This is a genomic window from Pseudomonas sp. NPDC087814, assembly GCF_044742865.1.
Lineage (GTDB): Bacteria > Pseudomonadota > Gammaproteobacteria > Pseudomonadales > Pseudomonadaceae > Aquipseudomonas.
On record NZ_JBIUVK010000012.1, the window covers coordinates 98,557 to 117,133 of the forward strand.

An 18,577-nucleotide genomic window follows, 5' to 3' on the forward strand; every position below is an offset into this window, starting at 1 on the left:
CAGAGCTGTTCATATTCATTTAAAACCTCGGCACATCGACGTCGCGCAGAAGTTCCTCGGTGGCACATTTGAAACGCTCCACCAGAAAGTCCAACAGGACCCGCACTCTGGCAATTCGGTACCGATTGCCATGCAGCACCGCAAACACCCCAGCTTCTGCTACGCAATAGTCAGGCAGCAGCACCTTCAACCGCCCGGCACGGATATCCGCTGCTGCGTCCCAAATGGTCTTGCGTGCAATGCCATGACCGGCCAATGCCCAAGCACGTGCCACGGCGCCATCGTTGGTTTCCCAGGCGCTTTCCAATGGCACACTGTGGTTCCATGTCTGGCCGTCCACCCTGAAATGAAAGGTGTTTAAAGGACCCGCCGGAGTCACCAGCAGAATAAATTTATGCCCGGTGAGCTCGGCCGGCGTCTGCGGCTCGCCGTGGCTCGCCAGGTAGTCCGGCGAGGCACAAAGCACCCGCCAGTTGGGTGCCAGTTGCCGGGCGATCAACGAGCTATCACGCAGTGGGCCGAAACGAATGGCCAGGTCGACATCGTCCTGTACCAGGTTAGACATAGCGTCCGACAAGGTCAGCGCCACCTTCAACTGCGGATGCTGCGCGCAAAAGGTCTCGAGCCAGTCATTAAGCAGGTGACGGCCAAAGTCAGTAGAGGCAGACAGACGGACTTTACCGCGTACTTCCTGCTGACTCGCCTGCAACCCCGCCTCCGCCTCATCAATGGCGCGCAAAGCGACCCAGCATTGCTGCAGATAGAACCGGCCTTCATCAGTCAGCCGCAGTTGACGGGTTGTGCGATCAAACAAGCGGGTATGCAGTGCCGCCTCCAATTTGAGCAACCGTGCACTGGCCGCCGCCGGCGACAACCCCAACTTGCGTCCAGCGGCTGAAAGACTGCCGAGGTCGGCAGCCTCAACGAACAAGCGCATGTCCCCCAATCGATCAGTGGCCATCTTCAATCCAGATTTGATTAAGCATCAAATTCTAGACCAATTATCAAATCACAGACACTTCATCACAATCAGGCCTCACCTGTTTTTCGAGCAAGCTCATGAACCGCGAAGAATCGATTCAACCCCCCCCCCCGCCGTCCTCAGAACTACCTATCACTGGCTTACTGGCCCTGACCACCGCGAGTTTTATCGCCACTGCCAACGAGAGCGTACCCGCCGGCCTGTTGCCACACATCTCCGACACGTTTGAGGTTTCCCAGGCATGGGCGGGGCAATGGGTCACCGCGTGTGCCCTCGGTTCCGGGCTGGCGGCCGTTCCCTTGACCTTGGCCTTGCAAGGTTGGCCACGGCGCCTTGTGTTATTACTGACAGTGGGGGTGTTCTGTTTGTGCAACGCGGTAACTGCCTTGTCGCCGTATTTTGCCCTCACCCTGGTCGCGCGCCTGATCGTCGGGGTCGCCACTGGTGTGGCGTGGAGCCTGTTGGCCGGTTATGCGCGACGCATGGTCGCCGCGCCCTTGCAAGGCCGCGCGATGGCAGTGGCTATGCTGGGTATCCCCGTCGCCTTGGCGCTGGGCGTACCACTGAGTGCCTGGCTGGGTGAACAGATCGGTTGGCGCAATGTGTTCGGGCTGCTAGCGGCGTTGAGCCTGGCGCTGATGGTTTGGATTCGGCTGAATGTCCCTGACTTTGCCGGGCAACGGGCTGGCCAGCGCTTGTCCCTGGGTCACGTTTTTTGCAGGCCAGGCGTGCGACCGGTGCTGACGGTAGTTATGCTGTGGATCATGGCTCATTACATGCTCTACACCTATATTGCGGCATTCCTGGCATCGGTCGGGTTGGATGGACAGGTCGAGCAGGCATTGCTTGCGTTCGGCATTGCGGCTCTCGTGGGTATCTGGCTCACTGGGCTATTGATTGACCGCTGGCTGCGGCGGTTGGTGCTGTTGAGCCTGGCCGGGTTTGCGCTGGTATCGCTGACATTGGCGTTGGGTGGCCTGCCTGCCATAGCGGTTTATCTGGCGATGGCTGCCTGGGGCCTGAGTTACAGCGGTGCACCGACCCTGCTACAGACAGCTTTGGCGAATGCTGCTGCCGACGGTGCCGATGTGGCTCAGTCGATGCTGGTGACCGTGCTGAACCTCGCGTTTGCGGGCAGTGCCGTAGTGGGCGGTGTACTGCTTGAGACGACAGGCGTGGGATCGATCCCCTGGGCAACCTTGGGATTGGTGCTGCTGGCCTGGTTGGTTGTTAAGGTGGGTGGCCAAGCTGGGTTCAGGAGCTTGTCCAAGCCCTGACCGGTTTTACTGCCGCTTAGTCCGAATTCGGCTCAGCCAAAATGCAGGCAAGCCAGTTCACACAAATGCTGTGTGATGCCTTCCTCGGAGTGTTCCGGAGCTGCAATCAACAGCATCTCCGAGGCACTCGATGAGGCTCAAGCGACGGCACGCAATGCCGGTGATATTACGCCGCCGCTCAATCTCAACTTCGTCACTCTAAGCAGCTCGATTAAATTGTTCGGAGCGCCGTCTGAGTATCTGCGTCCAGTTCAGATGCTCGGTTACTACCCTGACGAAGTCCTCAAGCGCTAATTTTAGCTCGATGAAGCACGCCTAGCCGAGCAGAGCAGAGCATCCTAGTGTCACAGGCCATTTGAACGGCCTCTGACTGCTAACATTCCGTTGGCAGCCAGTCGGATAATGGCCGTAACGTTGGGCCTCATAGTGGTGAGGCATTTTCAGACGATATAGCCACTTATGCCGTCCCACAGAAGTTTCACCGCCGTCACTACGAGCAGGCAGTAGCAGGCAAGGTACATCTGGCGTTGATCCAGCTTGGTGTGCAGTCGCCAGCCCAGCCAGACACCACTTGGAACTGCTAACAGGCAGATGACCATCAGGCTTAGCACGTTACCGGTGGGCCTGGCTAACAGCAGCCAAGGCACTGCCTTGAGCAGATTGCCTACGGTAAAGAACATGCTGGTGGTGCCGGCATAGGTTTTCTTGCTTAGACCGAGCGGCAACAGGTACATCGCTAATGGTGGCCCACCAGAATGCGCGACCATAGTCGTGATCCCAGAGGTGACGCCTGCGGACACCGCCTTGAGCGATGAGCGCTGGCTGACCCTGATTTCCCCACCGGTTTTGAACCAGAGGCCGACAAAAATCAGGGTAACCGCCGCCATCACTAACGCGACTGCGCGGTGATCCATGACGCGAAAGAGTAGATAGCCGACACCGATGCCGACAATCAGACCTGGTAACAACAGCACCAAGTCGGGTTTAGACCAAGTGGATGGCTTCCAGTAACGCAGGCCGAACAGGTCCATCGCGATAAACAACGGCGCTAGCAGTCCGCCGGCTGTGAGCGGATCCATCACCAGCGACAGCAGCGGAATGCCGACAATGGAGAAGCCTCCACCGAAGGCACCTTTCATAAAGCAGATCAAAAAAACTCCGGCGAAGGTCACCAGAATCGTGGTGGTGGTCAACTCAAGGTCCACGGTGCTGCCCCCTGATCCGGCTGCTCAAGGTTGGCCAGCATTATCGAAGAAAGCTCAACGTGCCCGCGCTCGCGCAAGTGCGCGATCGCAGACAAGCGATCAGCGTGCGACTTGTTTTGATTGAGCTTGCGCTTGCATTCAACGCACTGCATTTCGATCTCGATACCGACAACTTTCGACACCATCTCGTCCAGATATTCACGCGGCGCATCGCCCATCTTCCAGGGCTTGATCTCCTTGGACTCCTGGTGGCGAGTCAGCTGGGCCAGGGTGCGGCGCAGGAGCTTTTCTTCCGACATCACGCGCATGACGCCATGCACATGCACCACCTCGTAGTTCCATGTGGGAACCTGGCGATGCGTTTCGTGCTTGGACGCATACCAGTTGGGCGAAATGTAGCCTTCTGCCCCCCTGAAGATCACCATGACAGGCGTGCCGCCGGCGCAACGTTGCCACACAGGATTGGAGCGGGCCACATGAGCGGTCAGCAGCCCGTATGTTCCGTGGCCGGTATCGAGTTCAAAGGGAATGTGGTCCGCATCCATGCCGGATTCACCCTCAGTCACGAGGATGCCCAGCGGATTGTCGCGGATAATTCGGTGCAACTGTTCCGGGCGGTGCTCTGCGAAGTGTTCGGGAATGTACATGGGATTTCACTACGGATTGTTGGGAGTCCATAATGTCGACCACGACCTGCATCATCGAAAGTGCCAGTTTCGAGGTTTTTCCATGGGCCAGTTTTCAGCCAATCCGGATGCATTTTCCCGCGGCGCGCAACGTCGGATCTATGCCAGGCTGCGCGCGCAGATAGAAGACGGCACGCTTGCCGCCGGCACGAGGCTCATGTCGACGCGGGCAATCGCGGCCGAACTCGGCGTGTCGCGAACCATGGTAACGGCGGCTTACGAGCAACTGGCGGCCGAAGGCTTTGTCCTGACATCAGTGGGCAAGGCCGCCACGGTAGCGAGCATAATCAGCACTCAATCCGGGCATGCCCAAGGGGACTCGGCGCAGCAAAAGGAACTGCCGCCAGTGCTTTCCCTTTACGGGCAACGAGTGGCCATCATGAAGCCGTACAACATGGCGTCACCCCAAGCCCGCATCGATTTCAGGTACGGCTCGGTCGCTACCAGGGATTTTCCGGCGCTGGGTTGGCAGCGCGCCTATCGTTCCGAACTAGTCAAGCGTCAACCGAGCCTCGCTTACGGCCACCCCGAAGGGGAAGAGCGCTTGCGCAATGCGCTGCAAGGTTATCTGCGACGCGCACGCGGTCTGGCGTGCGATGCGGATCAAATACTCGTCGTGCATGGCTCGCAGCAAGGACTTGACCTGTGCGCCCGGCTTTTGCTGAACCCGCAAGATGCATTCGTCTTCGAAGAGCCTGGCTACCGCATGGCCAGATATTGCTTTGAGGCCACGGGCGCGACGGCGTTGCCCATACCCGTCGATGCCTCTGGACTGGATACCAGTGCTCTGCCGGAAGGTGATCGCGTGCGCCTGGCCTTTGTCACTCCGTCGCACCAGTTTCCCATGGGGGCGGTGCTTCCTGTCGCACGTCGCCTCGAACTGCTGAGTTGGGCGAAGCGACATCGCGCGTGGATCATTGAGGACGATTACGGCGGCGAGTTTCGCTATGGCCAGCGGCCCATCGACGCACTGCAATCCATGGACGCAGATGCTCGCGTCATTTATGTCGGAACGTTCTCCAAGGCACTCTCACCGCAGCTCAGGTTGGGTTATCTGGTTCTTCCACGCGAGTTGGTTCACGTTTTCCGTGAAGCAAAACGGCTGACCGATCGACACTCACCGCGCTGGGAGCAAAACGTGCTCGCCTCATTGATCGAAAGTGGAACCTATGAGCGTCACGTTCGCCGCCTGCGGCGGGAAAATGAACTGCGGCGAAGGGCATTACTGGAGGCTTTTGAACAGCATCTGGCGGAATATGGGCAACTGGCCGGCATGGCGGCGGGCTTACACGGCGTATTAACGCTACCCGCGCTTCGCGCTCAGGATGAGCCGACGTTGCAGGCGATAGCGCTCGAACGCGGGGTTGGCGTATATCCGCTTTCGCCGCTGTTTGCCGAACCAGCGTCGGTAGAATACGAGCGATCGGCAGGACTCATTTTGGGCTATGCCGGCCTGACAACGCAGCAGATTCATGAAGGGATCGGCATTCTTGGCACGGTGATTCGGGAGGTTAAAGAGCTTCGGACTCGAGCAAATTTACAAGGTAGAGATAAGGCGAATAAGAAAAAGTGGTCGGCTTGAGTGACTGCTAAGGGTGGAAACTGGTTCTGGACGGAGGCACCGCTATTGGCCGATTGCTGCTTGTCACGAAAGGCAGAAATCGGCCAATAGCTGCTGGGCGTGATCGACCGCTAATGGCCCAGAGTGTGTAAAAACGCTTCGCCAAAATTGAAGTGTGCGCTTCTACGTTAAATCTGAAATTTATCGGCACGTCAGCAGTAGCCTTGAACTCCCCCTCGCTATCTCCCCCTCAACCCTTTATGATGAGATCTATTCTCATAAACGCCAGTTCTCGGAATGCCCACACATCACCCCCTGATGGCCGCCCTGGCTCTCCATTACGACGACCTAGTTGACTACATCAAGCGTCGCTTCCACGGCCGAGACTTCGCACGCGACTTGATGCATGAAGTGTGCGTGCAGATGCTGGAGAAACCACCCCGCGACCCCATCGCCACGCCTTTGGCGTTCCTGCGTAAAACGGCGTTCAACCGCGCCATCGACCGTATTCGCGCCGAGCGTACGCGGCAGGCTCATTTAAATGGCCATGTGCCCGAGTACCTGAGCGTCGACGATTGGGACGGCGCCCAGGCGCTGGATTTCGAGCAGCAGCTGGCGGCGTTGCTAGACATCATCCAGGCGTTGCCCGTGCGTCAGCGGCAGGTATTCCTGCTGCATCGCATCCATGACATGTCGCAACGGGAGATCGCAGAGGAGCTGGGAATTTCGGTGAACATGGTGACCCAGCATTTCGGGCGGGCCATGAAGACCATCGGTCAGCATTGGGAGCCGGCGCGCCGAGCCCTTCGGAAAAACCCATGAATTCCTCGCCTTCCCGTGACCCCAAAAACGATCTGCTGCAGCCGTTCGCGGACGCTTTGCGTGAGCGCGTGCCGTCCAAGGAAACCTTGCTGGCCGAAGGTAAAGCCTTCACCAAAAGCCGCCGCAGCAAACAGAAATCCCTGGGTGCCGGATTGTTGGTCCTGGCGCTGGCAGGTGGCTTGTGGCAGTTGGATCCGGCCTGGCAGACGGAGGATGTGCAGGTCGCCATCGGCCAACGTCAGGAAGTTCGTTTGCAGGATGGTAGCTTGGCGATGCTCAATTCCGGCGCTCATCTGCGTATCGAAAAACGCCTGCGCAGCCGTCAATTGGAATTGCTGAACGGCGAAGCGATGTTCACCGTGGTACATGGCGATTCGCCGTTTATTGTGCGTAGCCAGGGCGTACGAGTGCGGGACATAGGCACAATATTCAATCTACGCAGCGATGAGCGTGGGGTGGATGTGGGTGTGATCGAGGGCAGTGTCGAGGTCAACAATGACCACACCGCGCCACGCCTGCTGAAGGCGGGCGAGCAGGTGCGTGCCACCGCTGAAGGGGTCGGCACGGTGGCACCGGCAAGCCGCGAGGCGCTGACGGCCTGGCAGCAGGGTAAGTTGCGCTTCGACGGTACGCCACTGAGTGAGGTCGTGCGCGACCTTCAGCAGTACCGCGAGCAGCGTATTAAAGTGGCCAATACAGCCACCGGTGAACTGCGCCTGTCGGGGGAGTTCGACAGCAAAAGCGTCGAGACACTGATCGAAATGCTGCCGCGGATTCTACCGGTGAGCCTGATACGTACCGCCGATGGCCGCGTGATTCTTAACAAGACTCGCTAACAGACAAGAATTATTTTCAACACGACATCAAGATTCCTACAGCGTCATACGCCATTGCCCATAGAGAGCACTTTCATCACTGGGGATCACAATGGGTAAGAACACGCGAGTGCAACGTCTGGCATTACTGGCTTCCAGCCTGTTACTGGCGGGGGCCGCCAATGCGCAATCCGCCACCTACCGCTTGGATATTCCCGCGCAAGCGCTGGATAAGTCCCTCAATGCGCTGGCGCAACAAACCGGCAGCCATGTGCTGTTCGCCACGGATATCGCCGAGGGCCGGCAAGCCCCGGCGCTGCACAGCCAGATGACCGTGGAGCAGGCCCTGCAAAGCCTGATCGGCCAAAGCGGCCTGCAGGTGCAGAAGGTCGACGACGGCAGTTATTTGATCGCCCCATCCGCCAGCGATGACGCGCTCAACTTAGGCGCAACCACGATTCAGGGGCACGCGCTGGGTGTGACGACGGAGAACTCCGGGTCCTACACTACGGGCGCGACGAGTACGGCAACCAAGTTGCCGCTTACCCTGCGCCAAACACCACAATCAGTGACGGTGATCACTCGCCAACAAATGACTGATCAGAGCTTGGGCACAATCTCTGATGTATTGGGGCAAACCCCCGGTGTGTCGGTGATGCATGACGACAGCGAGCGCTTCAACTTCTATTCCCGTGGTTTCGCGCTGAATAGCTTCCAGTACGACGGCGTGCCTACTTCAGATTTCACCACTAACACCAACGGCCTGGGTGTGCGGGACATGGCCATCTATGACCGGGTGGAGGTCGTACGCGGCGCCACTGGATTGATGAGCGGCGTCGGCAGCCCGGCGGGCGTGGTCAACTTAGTGCGCAAGCGTCCTACCACGGAATTCCAGGGGTACGTGTCTGGCAGTGGCGGTAGCTGGGATCGCTATCGCACTGAGATGGACCTGTCCGGGCCCCTCACGCAAAACGGCGCAGTGCGGGGTCGGGTCGTCGCGGCGTACGACGACTCCAACTCCTTCATCGATTACTACTCGTCGAAGAAAAACGTGTTCTACGCCATCGGTGAAGCCGACATCAGCGACAACACCATGGTGTATGGCGGTATCGACTATCAAAAGATCAACTCCAACGGTTCCAGCTTTGGCCAGTTGCCGTTGTTTTACGCCGATGGCACGCGTACCGATTTTTCCCGCTCGAAAAACCCGGCGGCCAGATGGGCCTATGCCGACAGTGAAAGCACCAAGTACTTTGGCGGTGTCGAGCATCATTTCGACAATGACTGGATGCTGCGTGTCGAAGCCAGCCACTGGAAAGGCGACACCGAGCAACTGCAAGGCAACCTGATCGGTTGGGGCCCTTACCCAGACCAAACGACCCGTCAAGCCCAGTTGTTCCGTAGCCACAAGACCTATGTCATCAACACCGATTCGGTGGATGCTTATTCCACCGGGCCGTTCTCCTTGCTCGGTCGCACCCACGACTTGATCCTGGGGCTTAATGTCAGCGACCGCCGCTCGGATTACTTCTCGCAAAATGCCGATGCAACCTCTGCGCGCCTGAGCGTGGACTTTGACAACTGGGGCAATAATGCGCCTCGCCCTACGTCCTACGTAACCTGGAGCTCCCAGGATTATCACATCAAGGAAGTCGGCGCTTTTGGCGCGGTGCGCCTCAAACCTACGGACGATCTGTCCGTTATCCTAGGTAGCCGCGTCGTCAACTACAAGCGCGAAGGCGAGCTGGGTTATAACTCTGACCCGGCCAACCCTGACCATGATGATGCCAAGAAAACCGGCAAGGTCATCCCCTACGCTGGCGTGGTCTATGACCTGACTGAGCAGCATTCGGTCTATGTCAGCTATACCGACATTTTTGAACCGCAAAGCAACATCGATATCAGCGGCAAAGTCTTGGAACCCATGGCCGGCAAGAACTACGAGGCTGGCCTCAAGTCCGAGTTCTACGGCGGTGCATTGAACACCAGCATCGCGGTGTTCAAGACCAAGCAGGACAACTTTGCGCAGTACGTAGGCAGCACCGACGACGGTCGTGATGCTTACGAGGGTGTGACCAATACCACCAAGGGCTTTGAGTTGCAGGCCTCCGGCGAAGTATTGCCGGGCTGGCAGGTACTGACCGGGTTCACCTATTCCCAGCCGCGTGATGAGCAGCACAACCGTATCGACTCCCAGCGCCCTGAGCGCCAGTTCAAGCTGGCAAGCACCTACAAGCTCAACGGTGCGCTCAAGGACCTGACGGTTGGCGGCAACGTTATCTGGCAGGGCAAGACATACTTCGTCAACGAGTCACTGGAATCGGAGGCCAAGGAGGGTAGTTTTGCCGTGGTCGGTTTGTTGGCACGTTATGACATCGATAAGCACCTGAGTGCCTCGCTTAATTTCAATAACATCTTTGATCGCGAGTACTACACAGGCTACGGCCTCTACAACAGCTACTACAGCGGTGATCCGCGCAACGTGATGGTGGGGCTCAAGTACCAGTTCTGAAGACGCCTGCGCCATTCAACTGCCAGAACACCCGTCGATGGTGGCCAGGGAGAGTAGACGACTACGCTCCACTGGCCTATGGCACGATCAGTAAGCTGACTTTCCAACACGCATTATCGAACAACCAACATTTCAGGATCTTGTCCGCTTTGACGCGATATTCGCCTTGAATGAAGCATTTCATCAGGCAGTTCCTGCGTTAAAATCTCCAGCAATCATACACACGATGACATTTATGAAAGCGCCGAGAATGACTAAGACACATTCCTCTCACATGGCTCGAAAGCTAGTGAGACTTGGCAGGACTGTTAAACATGAATTCAAGGCTGACAACGAAACATACGAGTGGTATTTGGAATGGGAGCACGTTGAAGAGCCTCCATTACTTTCCTCACAAGATAATTAGGATAAACCCAGCCACGAACGCTCCTGTGACTGATTAAGGTTGGAAGATTTAACGCTGCAGATCTAAGTACGATGGAAGCCTTTTTACACAGTCTCGGCCCAGAGTGTGTAAAAACGCCTTCGCGAACTCTTGCTATGATTTCTGAGGATTTCATCGCAGGGATCGCCCATGAAGCGCTTTATCCAAGGTGAACATCGAGGCCAAGGCACCTTACTTCCCGAGAGCCTCGACGACTACGTCAGCGATACCAATCCGGTGCGGGTAGTCGACGTCTTCGTCGACGAACTCGACCTGGTCAATCTGGGTTTTGAAGGTGCCATTCCAGCTGATACTGGCCGGCCGGCTTACCACCCTGCGATCCTGCTGAAGATCTACATCTACGGCTATCTCAACCGCATCCAGTCGAGCCGACGTTTGGAGCGAGAAGCCCAGCGCAACGTCGAACTGATGTGGTTGACCGGGCGTTTGATGCCGGACTTCAAGACCATCGCCAACTTCCGAAAAGACAACAGCAAGGCCATCAGAGGCGTCTGTCGCCAGTTCGTTGTGCTATGTCAGCAATTGGGGCTGTTCGGAGAACATCTGGTCGCCATTGATGGCAGTAAATTCAAAGCAGCCAACAACCGCGACCGCAATTTCACCAACGCCAAACTGAAGCGGCTCATGGAAGAAATTGAATCGAGTATCAACCGTTACCTAGCGGCACTCGATGCTGCCGAGCGGCAAGAACCCATAGCTTCCGAGCCCAGTGCCGGGCGGCTGGAAGAGGAAATCGCCAAGCTCAAAACTCAAATGAAGGAGCTTCAAGCGATCGAAATCCAGCTCAATGAATCGCCGGATAAACAGGTCTCACTGACCGATCCAGACGCCCGTTCCATGATGACGCGCGGCACAGGAATCGTCGGCTACAACGTGCAGACAGCGGTCGATACTCAGCACCATTTGATCGTTGCACATGAGGTGACCAACGTCGGTTCCGACCGGGATCAACTCAGCTCAATGGCCAAGCAGGCCCGCGAGGCGATGGCGTCAGATACGTTGTCGGTAGTGGCTGACCGAGGTTACTTCAAAAGCGAACAAATCCTGGCTTGTCACGATGCAGGTATCACCGCCTATGTGCCCAAGCCGATGACCTCTGGAGCCAAGGCAGACGGGCGTTTCAATAACGATGCCTTCATCTATGACGCGGCAAAAAACGAATACATTTGCCCGGCTGTAGAGGCGCTGATCTGGCGCTATACCAACGTTGAAAAAGGCCTGACGTTGCACCGTTACTGGAGTTCGAAATGCCGGGGCTGCGCAATGAAGCCGCAGTGCACACCGAGCACACACCGGCGGTGTTCGACGCTGGGAGCATGAAGCCGTATTGGAGGAGATGCAGCTTCGGCTGAGCAAAGCACCGGAGATGATGCGAGTCCGAAAGCGGACGGTTGAGCATCCCTTCGGGACGCTCAAACAATGGATGGGTGCGACGCACTTCCTGACGCGAAAGCTGGCCGGGGTGGGCGCGGAGATGAGTTTAAATGTGCTCGCCTACAACATGAAACGAGTCATGAAAATCATCGGTGCTCACGGTTTGATGAAGGCGCTATCGGCATAAAAAGCTGATTTTGGCCCATCCCAGAGGCTGTAAAAACAGCGTTGAAGTGTTCCAGGTCGCGACTGATGCAATACGCAGCATTTGCCATGCGATCGTTCAGCCACGAACGTCAATGATCCAAGACGATGAGGCCTTGAGCGTTTTTACACACTCTGGGCCGACTGCTGCCCTTCATGACCGGCAGATTTCGACCCAAAGCTGACTTTCGTCAGTGAATCAAATTCCTCCAAGCGCCCGTGGAGGTATGCAGAATAAATCACTCCAACTCAAGTTCCATGTGAATGATTTCTATGGGTTGCCCACCCACACCATGGCTGAAAAAACCGTGCTTTTGTGTCACAAAGCCATGTTTTTTATAGAAGCCTTCAGCATTCAAAGTCGACTCTACCTTTATGACGCGGATGCCAGGCCCACGCGCATTATCAATACCTGTCTTGAGCAAATGAGCACCGAGCCCCTTACTGGAGGCCTCGAGAAGAAGAAAAAGCCGTGTCACTTCTCCTGGCTCTGAATCCACAAATCCAACGATCCTTCCCAGATGCAGCGCCACGACCATTTGCCCTTGCTTTATCAGTTGCTCATAAAACTCTGGGGTTCTTTCGCCCATCCAGCCATTGAGTTGCTCTGGGGTATAGAGTCCGTTCGACAGCTCGGTTATTGACTGCCGAGTGACATGGAAAATAGCTAGGCCATCTCCTGGCAGTGCAGTCCGAAGGGTAAATTCCTTTTTCATGTCCGCTACTCTTTTTTCTGATTTATGGTGCCCTTGAATATTGTTCGAAGGTCAGCTTTTGGCCGATTGCAGCCCATCGTGACGGGTAGCTTTTTGAAAATTGCCCCCCGTTATCGGCCCCAATTTTTCGATGCTGATAATTGGCTACTTTTCCCCGGAAAACCTCCTGGCTTGGGTCGAAGTCGTCGATACAACTACCACCGCCTCCACCACGCTTTCTGAGCAACCACCTCAGGCTTCAGCGAGGCGATCTTAGAGCCAGCAATCTTTACCGGTGCGACGTCCAGACCATCGAAGCTACCTAGACCCAGAGGGGGGCTTTCTGTTTGTAGAAAGCGAGTGGTTTCTGCTGAAGCCACCGCATGCAGTAACGATGAGGGCGTTATATTCCGACTCAAGACGTGAATGCCGTTCTCTGGGTCATGCAGACCACTTGCGTCGGTGCCTTCAACCCCATCTATCAGAAGCGGCTGGATCATGACCGTGCCAAGCTCGTAGGTGATATCCAGATCACCGCAAACGCAACGCAGCCTTTGCAGTTCACCATTCGACGATACACACACAAAATCCAGCCCTTCGTCATCTGTGCAAAAGCTGCAAACGTGTAATTGAAGGCTTTTACTCAGCGCTAAATTCACATTCAGGAAAGCTCTCTTGGAAGTAGTCGGCTAGCTGAGCATCCTTAAGCACTTTGTATATCCGCGATAGCGCTGCCAATTCTTGAGGGAGCTCAAGTGGTACATCCTTAATGGGTGGCATAGACGTAAAGGGCCATTTCCGTTCTTCGCCAGCCTTGAACGTGTCTAAGTAGAACGACGTGGCGTTTTCATCCTGGTGCAATGACCAACCAATGCTCACCGGCAACGTAGAAAGTGGTTCTAACTCCGGCTTCACATTCATCGCGTGAGCAACGACAAGGTACCCCATTGTTTAGATCCTTCAGGTACAGGGCTGAATCGCTCCAAGCATAGTCGATACTTGAGTGTGTGCTATTGGCCGATAGCATTCGCGCATGGCCGAGAGCTGACTCAAACGGCCTGAAAAATTCCGGGGATTGAAAATGGAAGAAACGCTCTCTTCGATATTTATGCACTAAAGGAAAACCCATAAATGTGAATGGGAAAACCGTCGTTGCGATCATCAACCCCAATTTTTCCTAGCCGATTTACAAATGTTAACTCCTTCAACTGCCTATTGGCTTTAGGCTTCGAATCACAAAGTCCGATCGGACCCAATCAGCTCTAAGACGACTCTACAACCATGAATCTGCACGCCATCGCCGCGACGCTTTTTGCGTTTTTCACACTGCTTCCTTCCTCAGTGCACGCCGCGCCCCCCATCGCCCATGTCGCTATCTACCGAGGCCCGGCGGGCTGCGAGGGATGTTCAGAGAATGTCAAAACAGCCCTGCTGCGCGTCCGCCCGAATGCGCAGATTGACTTTGTAGGTGCCGATGAATCGATCGACATCACGCCGCAAAGCCTCGCTCGTTATGACCTCTACGTTCAACCTGGTGGCGGTCAGGACATCCCTGCGGCGCTTGATAGTTTGGGGGATGCGCGGGTGCAGGCCATTCGTGACTTTGTCGCCCAGGGTGGGCGCTACCTGGGGCTTTGTATGGGTGCTTATCTGGCCGACGACAGCAATTTTGGCCTGATACCCTACGACCTTGATTCAGAGGCGGGCAGGCCTGGGTTTGAGGTCGCGGGCATTGCGGACGCGGCGGTGCAGGTTGTGTGGGATGGGAAAGCCGATAGCGTCTTTTATCAGGATGGGCCTTACTTCCCCAAGCCTGACGCGACCTCGCTTTCTTCAACCATTGCGACCTACCGGAATGGTGATGTGGCGGCAGCGCGTTACACCTATGAAAACGGGGTCGTGGTGCTGAGTGGCCCGCACCCTGAGGCGGATCGGGAGTGGTTCGAGAAGGCGAATATTCCCTTGAGCAAGATGCCGCGGGGTGAGCTTTTTGGGGCGTTGGTGCGCAGCATTGAGGGGCGCAACGGCGCAAAGTCACCCTGACTTGCAGCGCGCTGGACTGGCGACATCCCACGTTCAGGCGCTGGCTGGAACACCGTACCGATTGTTCCAGCCGGGGTTTCTGTTGTGCCTGACGGCCATGCAATAGGTATTGGCAAAGAACCCTGCCCTAATAGCGTTTTTCCAGTCTACAGGCACCTGTTTGATGACCCGACTCCCCCTCATATTCCTGATGGCTGCTGCAGTTACCAGTGCGAACGCCGCCGACAATGTCCCTTTGGAGCGTTCTATCAAGGACTGGATTGTCGGCTGTGATAACACGCGTGCCTGCACGGCTATCGGTGCCGTCCCGGAGCGTGACGATATCGGTATCTCGACGTTCAGCCTGCGGGTAACGCGTGAAGCCGGCCCACATGGAGACTTGCGGGTAGGCGTGTTCAGCTACACCGCCCCCCAGGGTCAGCCAACACTCGATGGCAAGCCGCTGAAAAATCGATTCGAGCCTGGCGAACTCAAAAAAGGTGAGGTATCTGAGGTGTTTGCTCTGACCGGAACGAATGCCGACGCCTTGATTGCAGAGTTGCGCAACGGGCGGGAGTTGATTTTACCCATTGAGGGCGGTACCTCCGTCGCCTCGCTAAACGGGATGAGCGCGGCGCTTTTGCTGATCGACTCGGTTCAGGGGCGGGTTGGCACACAGGACGCACTGATTTCCAAGGGGCAGGCGCCCGCCAGCAGCGTGCCGCAAGCACCGGCCGCACCGCCGGTACCGAGTTGGCAGGCACCCGTTGCGCTAACCCCGGACAGGGCAAAAGAAGTCGCGGATGCTGTGGTGGCGGCCACGCGCAAGGAGTGGCAAGCGGATCTGAATGAAGGCGTTGCGCCAAAGGCTAACGCCTATGCCTTGAGTGCAGATCAAGCGCTGGTGATCATCGAAACCGGCTGTGGGGCATACAACTGTTTCTACAATATCTACCAGGCGCCCCTGGACCACCCTGAGCAGGCGCGCCCAGCGCGGGTCGCCGAAGTGCCAAATCTGCCGGAAAGAGAGCCCAACGGCCTGGTCGATTTTGATCCGGCCACGGGTGAACTGAGCAGCCAGGCAATGGCGATGGGCATGGGCGGTTGTGGCACTGCGCTGCGCTGGCGCTACGACGGTAACGGTTTCACGCTGACCCATGCGGCTGAAATGAACACCTGCATGGGGCTGGAGCAGGTTCATTGGCCTGTGCTGTGGCGTACCGAGGCAAGTCGCTGAAACTGTCGAATACATCAATGTGTGTGGCGAGGCGCGAGCGCCCTCGCCACAAACGGGTGTAGCCCCCTACCCCTTCAGGAAGCCTTCAACGCCCGCAACTCACCCTCTACACGCGCCGCGTTGCAGTAGGTGTCCAGCATTTCCAGCACTTGTTCGCCGGTGAGGACGTTACCGTTCAGTTGCAGGCCGAACAGCGTCAGGCATATCTGAGGCTCCCGGGAGCGCTTGATCTTGACGTGGGGCATCAGGGGGCCCGCAGCGTTTTTGCAGGCGGGCAATGGCGCACCCTCGCGCAATGTCAGCGTGATCCATAGCTTGATGCGGCCCTCTTTGATGTGGATATCGCCGATATCCAGCAGATCGATTTCTGCATCAAGGTTGCGAAACCACAAGTGGCTATGGGTCAGGCGCATCAGGATTTCTTCGCCGGCCCGACGGTGCAGCCACACCCCGCTGAGCAAGACCAGCGCCACGATTGCAAAAATGCCTCCCATCAACGCGTTTTTGCCATCCCATGCACTCCCGCCCGCCATCACGAAAGCGAACACTGAAAAGAGCAACAGGGTGCGGCGCACCTTGCGTGGGTAGGCCAGTTCGGTGACTGCGGGAACCTCGGCCAACCACTCCTCGCGTTCCTGGATGGCCGCCTGCAACTGATCGCCAGTGTGCTGATTAAAATCCTCAGTGAGGGATTGGGCCAGGCTGGCCAGTGGATCATCAGGGTGGTTCATACCGGTACTCCATTCTTGTTGGCATCTTCAGCCGACTGCGGATCATGAGTGAGTTGACTGAACCACTGCCGGTCGTGCGCGGTGGGCGTCCGTGTTGCCTGGGCCAGCAACTGGTCGTCGAGAACCACACCCAGTTGCTGCAGGCGCACGGCAGTGGGGGGATGGGTATCGAACGGATGAGCGATCGCGTGATCCATCACCGCCTCGTTCAAGATCACCGGAGCCTGGCGAAGGTGGTCCGCTAACGCCTGGATCAAGTTGCTGTGGGTACGCTGCCCAAGCAGTTTGTTGACTTCGGCATCAAGGGCGATGACGCGCAGCAGCGCCTGGCAAAACAGCCGCTCGCCGGCAATTTGCGCCCCGACCTTATCCGCCACCAATTCCTGCGCACGACTCCAATGGTGCACGGCTATCTGGAAGTGGTGCAGAAAGCGCCACGTCATCCAGATCGCCGGGCGTTCGATCCAGGACGGCATGTCATCCACCGCGCTGATGTTCAGGAAATGCATGTACATCAAGCTGAACCGTGCCCCGGCTTCACTGCCGCGCTCGGTGTCGCGGCTGCTGAAGTGGCCAAGCTCATGGCCGATAATCGAGGCGGCTTCTTCCTGGCTCAAGGTCGACAGGAAAGTCAGCGGCAGGTACATCGTACGGCCCGTCAACAGTTGCCCCGAGGGTTGCAGGGCCACCTGGACACTGGTGACGAAAAACGATTGGTCGACCCCAATCACGATGTGGTCTGGCACGGGCGCGCGGGTGACGGCTGCCAGTTTTTCTATCCACTCCCATAAGGCCGGGGCGCTGGCCCGGCTGATTGAACGCCCCAGAAACCCGGATTGCGGCGTTTCCATATCCTGCCATTGCCGACGCAGGCGCCCAATCAACAGCACGCCCAGGTACAGCATCACCAGCAAGGGCACCACCACCAGCAGTATCACCATGCCGCTGTTCTGGCGGTTGCTCCAGCCCCAGCTGACTTCATACAGCAGGGCCATCGCCAGCGCCCCCACTATCAACCCGGTGTAGACCACCAGCCACTGCCCCAGCGCACGCCAGCTCAGGACCAGTCGGTCATAAAGAAAGTCCCGCGAACGCAACGCGCGCCAGGCATCCAGGCGCAGTTTTACCCAGGTCGCGCAGCCCGCCAGCACGGCCGCGACCGCCAGCCAGTAACCGAGAAACGCCAAGACCTGGCGCATGTGCACCGAGCCCTGGTCGGCATCGGCCCGAGCGACCTCACGCTGCAGGTAGCCGCGCAGGCTGTCGTCCGGGAGTACCGGCGTTTTGCGCCATTGTTGCGGCAGTTGCTGCCTCAATTCATCGCTCGGGCTGGCGAGCCATTGGCGCATCACCTGCGCTTCTTCCAGGGTACTGTCGGCACGCCAGCTCTGAAGGCTGCTCCAGCCCATCAGTACCAGCGGCAGCAGCAACATCGCCAGGCCCCACGACCATCGTCTCAACAGGCTCATGGCTCAGTTCGCCTGGAGATAGTCAGTGAGAAATGCTTGCGCATTGCCCTGACTCGCCAGCGCCTCGTTATAGGCGACGGCCAGCGCTTTTGCTTCGCCTGGCAAGTACAGCTCTCCCCAGCCGTTTTGCAGAATCAGTACGACGAACTTCTGACCGTCTACCGTGGTGTAATAGCGCGTGTCCTTGCTGGTCTTCTCGACAGACATCTTTTGGATTTTCAGGTTCCAGTCGTGGTCAGCCCCTTCCACTTGCACCAGTGCCTGATTTTCGTCACGGGCCCCGATACGCAGTGTCCAGACTTTCACCCCGGCCTCACCCGAATACGCAGCGACCTTATCTGCGACTTCCGGGCGATCTTGAGCGAAGGTATTGCCCGTCATGACGGCCAGTACCATGCTTAGCACGGCAGCCCATTTGCGATAAATCAGCATACTCAGGTTCCTTGAATTTCACGGCCGACCATTGAAAGTCACCCTCGGCGATCTGCCAACCGTGCAGGCCGTTGCGCACAACAATGAGACTGCGGTTCACAACGACGA

The 18,577-nt window shown here is 57.2% G+C and carries 15 protein-coding genes and 1 pseudogene; 8 read left to right on the forward strand and 8 right to left on the reverse strand.

Annotation, left to right across the window (positions count from 1 at the left end):
• Positions 1-19: 19 nt before the first annotated feature.
• Positions 20-961: a LysR family transcriptional regulator gene (locus tag ACIOMR_RS12440; protein WP_177036102.1), complete on the reverse strand. Its 942-nt coding sequence runs from the start codon at positions 959-961 to the stop codon at positions 20-22.
• 98 nt (positions 962-1,059) lie between these two features.
• Between ACIOMR_RS12440 and ACIOMR_RS12445 the strand changes: the two genes are divergently transcribed.
• On the forward strand, positions 1,060-2,259 hold the full coding sequence (locus ACIOMR_RS12445) for an MFS transporter (protein WP_401194370.1): 1,200 nt from the start codon (positions 1,060-1,062) through the stop codon (positions 2,257-2,259).
• Positions 2,260-2,699: 440 nt separating this feature from the next.
• Here the strand turns inward: ACIOMR_RS12445 and ACIOMR_RS12450 are convergent, their stop codons facing one another.
• A complete protein-coding gene (locus tag ACIOMR_RS12450) occupies positions 2,700-3,464 on the reverse strand; it encodes a sulfite exporter TauE/SafE family protein (protein ID WP_003210527.1) in 765 nt (254 codons plus the stop codon).
• On the reverse strand, positions 3,449-4,111 hold the full coding sequence (locus tag ACIOMR_RS12455; protein WP_401194373.1) for an FMN-binding negative transcriptional regulator: 663 nt from the start codon (positions 4,109-4,111) through the stop codon (positions 3,449-3,451). Before ACIOMR_RS12455 ends, ACIOMR_RS12450 begins: the two co-directional genes overlap by 16 nt.
• Here ACIOMR_RS12455 and ACIOMR_RS12460 point away from each other — a divergent pair.
• The 5 genes and pseudogenes from ACIOMR_RS12460 (at position 4,110) to ACIOMR_RS12480 (ending at position 11,866) form a co-directional block, all read left to right on the forward strand.
• Positions 4,110-5,732, forward strand: a complete 1,623-nt coding sequence (locus ACIOMR_RS12460) for a PLP-dependent aminotransferase family protein (protein WP_401194376.1) — start codon at positions 4,110-4,112, stop codon at positions 5,730-5,732. The two genes, ACIOMR_RS12455 and ACIOMR_RS12460, sit on opposite strands and share 2 nt — an antisense overlap.
• Before the next feature lie 297 nt (positions 5,733-6,029).
• Positions 6,030-6,533 carry an RNA polymerase sigma factor gene (locus ACIOMR_RS12465; RefSeq protein ID WP_003210521.1) on the forward strand — a complete coding sequence of 168 codons (504 nt, stop codon included), beginning with the start codon at positions 6,030-6,032 and terminating at the stop codon, positions 6,531-6,533.
• Positions 6,530-7,369, forward strand: coding sequence for a FecR family protein (locus ACIOMR_RS12470; protein WP_003210519.1), 840 nt, complete (start codon positions 6,530-6,532; stop codon positions 7,367-7,369). The genes ACIOMR_RS12465 and ACIOMR_RS12470 overlap by 4 nt, the downstream gene beginning before the upstream one ends.
• Before the next feature lie 109 nt (positions 7,370-7,478).
• Positions 7,479-9,860: a TonB-dependent receptor gene (locus ACIOMR_RS12475; RefSeq protein WP_003210517.1), complete on the forward strand. Its 2,382-nt coding sequence runs from the start codon at positions 7,479-7,481 to the stop codon at positions 9,858-9,860.
• Positions 9,861-10,434: 574 nt separating this feature from the next.
• A pseudogene (locus ACIOMR_RS12480) lies at positions 10,435-11,866 on the forward strand (IS1182 family transposase).
• A 256-nt stretch (positions 11,867-12,122) separates the two neighbouring features.
• On the opposite strand, the gene ACIOMR_RS12485 reads toward ACIOMR_RS12480, so the two are convergent.
• Both ACIOMR_RS12485 and ACIOMR_RS12490 read right to left on the reverse strand, forming a co-directional pair.
• Positions 12,123-12,599, reverse strand: a complete 477-nt coding sequence (locus tag ACIOMR_RS12485; protein WP_003214507.1) for a GNAT family N-acetyltransferase — start codon at positions 12,597-12,599, stop codon at positions 12,123-12,125.
• A gap of 618 nt (positions 12,600-13,217) precedes the next feature.
• Entirely contained in the window at positions 13,218-13,526 is a 309-nt protein-coding gene (locus ACIOMR_RS12490) for a hypothetical protein (protein WP_003210510.1), read from the reverse strand.
• A 333-nt stretch (positions 13,527-13,859) separates the two neighbouring features.
• Here ACIOMR_RS12490 and ACIOMR_RS12495 point away from each other — a divergent pair, with 333 nt between their 5' ends.
• Both ACIOMR_RS12495 and ACIOMR_RS12500 read left to right on the forward strand, forming a co-directional pair.
• Complete coding sequence (locus tag ACIOMR_RS12495; protein WP_401194381.1) at positions 13,860-14,621, forward strand: BPL-N domain-containing protein; 762 nt, start codon at positions 13,860-13,862, stop codon at positions 14,619-14,621.
• Positions 14,622-14,784: 163 nt separating this feature from the next.
• Positions 14,785-15,837, forward strand: a complete 1,053-nt coding sequence (locus ACIOMR_RS12500) for a DUF1176 domain-containing protein (protein ID WP_177080274.1) — start codon at positions 14,785-14,787, stop codon at positions 15,835-15,837.
• A 74-nt stretch (positions 15,838-15,911) separates the two neighbouring features.
• Here ACIOMR_RS12500 and ACIOMR_RS12505 read toward each other — a convergent pair whose 3' ends face one another.
• The 3 genes from ACIOMR_RS12505 to ACIOMR_RS12515 are packed head-to-tail and all read right to left on the reverse strand — an operon-like array spanning position 15,912 to position 18,469.
• Positions 15,912-16,568 carry a hypothetical protein gene (locus ACIOMR_RS12505; RefSeq protein ID WP_177045014.1) on the reverse strand — a complete coding sequence of 219 codons (657 nt, stop codon included), beginning with the start codon at positions 16,566-16,568 and terminating at the stop codon, positions 15,912-15,914.
• Positions 16,565-18,037 carry a M48 family metallopeptidase gene (locus ACIOMR_RS12510; protein ID WP_023658733.1) on the reverse strand — a complete coding sequence of 491 codons (1,473 nt, stop codon included), beginning with the start codon at positions 18,035-18,037 and terminating at the stop codon, positions 16,565-16,567. Before ACIOMR_RS12510 ends, ACIOMR_RS12505 begins: the two co-directional genes overlap by 4 nt.
• A 3-nt stretch (positions 18,038-18,040) precedes the next feature.
• On the reverse strand, positions 18,041-18,469 hold the full coding sequence (locus ACIOMR_RS12515) for a hypothetical protein (RefSeq protein WP_003210496.1): 429 nt from the start codon (positions 18,467-18,469) through the stop codon (positions 18,041-18,043).
• Positions 18,470-18,577: the final 108 nt, after the last annotated feature.

Excerpts from the sequence above, each read along its gene's own strand:
- ACIOMR_RS12465 (WP_003210521.1), top strand. The coding sequence starts at position 6,030 with ATGGCCGCCCTGGCTCTCCATTACGACGACCTAGTTGACTACATCAAG.
- ACIOMR_RS12500 (WP_177080274.1), top strand. The coding sequence starts at position 14,785 with ATGACCCGACTCCCCCTCATATTCCTGATGGCTGCTGCAGTTACCAGT.
- ACIOMR_RS12510 (WP_023658733.1), bottom strand. The coding sequence starts at position 18,037 with ATGAGCCTGTTGAGACGATGGTCGTGGGGCCTGGCGATGTTGCTGCTG.
- ACIOMR_RS12495 (WP_401194381.1), top strand. The coding sequence starts at position 13,860 with ATGAATCTGCACGCCATCGCCGCGACGCTTTTTGCGTTTTTCACACTG.
- ACIOMR_RS12485 (WP_003214507.1), bottom strand. The coding sequence starts at position 12,599 with ATGAAAAAGGAATTTACCCTTCGGACTGCACTGCCAGGAGATGGCCTA.
- ACIOMR_RS12455 (WP_401194373.1), bottom strand. The coding sequence starts at position 4,111 with ATGTACATTCCCGAACACTTCGCAGAGCACCGCCCGGAACAGTTGCAC.
- ACIOMR_RS12490 (WP_003210510.1), bottom strand. The coding sequence starts at position 13,526 with ATGGGGTACCTTGTCGTTGCTCACGCGATGAATGTGAAGCCGGAGTTA.
- ACIOMR_RS12515 (WP_003210496.1), bottom strand. The coding sequence starts at position 18,469 with ATGCTGATTTATCGCAAATGGGCTGCCGTGCTAAGCATGGTACTGGCC.
- ACIOMR_RS12470 (WP_003210519.1), top strand. The coding sequence starts at position 6,530 with ATGAATTCCTCGCCTTCCCGTGACCCCAAAAACGATCTGCTGCAGCCG.
- ACIOMR_RS12505 (WP_177045014.1), bottom strand. The coding sequence starts at position 16,568 with ATGAACCACCCTGATGATCCACTGGCCAGCCTGGCCCAATCCCTCACT.
- ACIOMR_RS12445 (WP_401194370.1), top strand. The coding sequence starts at position 1,060 with ATGAACCGCGAAGAATCGATTCAACCCCCCCCCCCGCCGTCCTCAGAA.
- ACIOMR_RS12440 (WP_177036102.1), bottom strand. The coding sequence starts at position 961 with ATGGCCACTGATCGATTGGGGGACATGCGCTTGTTCGTTGAGGCTGCC.
- ACIOMR_RS12460 (WP_401194376.1), top strand. The coding sequence starts at position 4,110 with ATGGGATTTCACTACGGATTGTTGGGAGTCCATAATGTCGACCACGAC.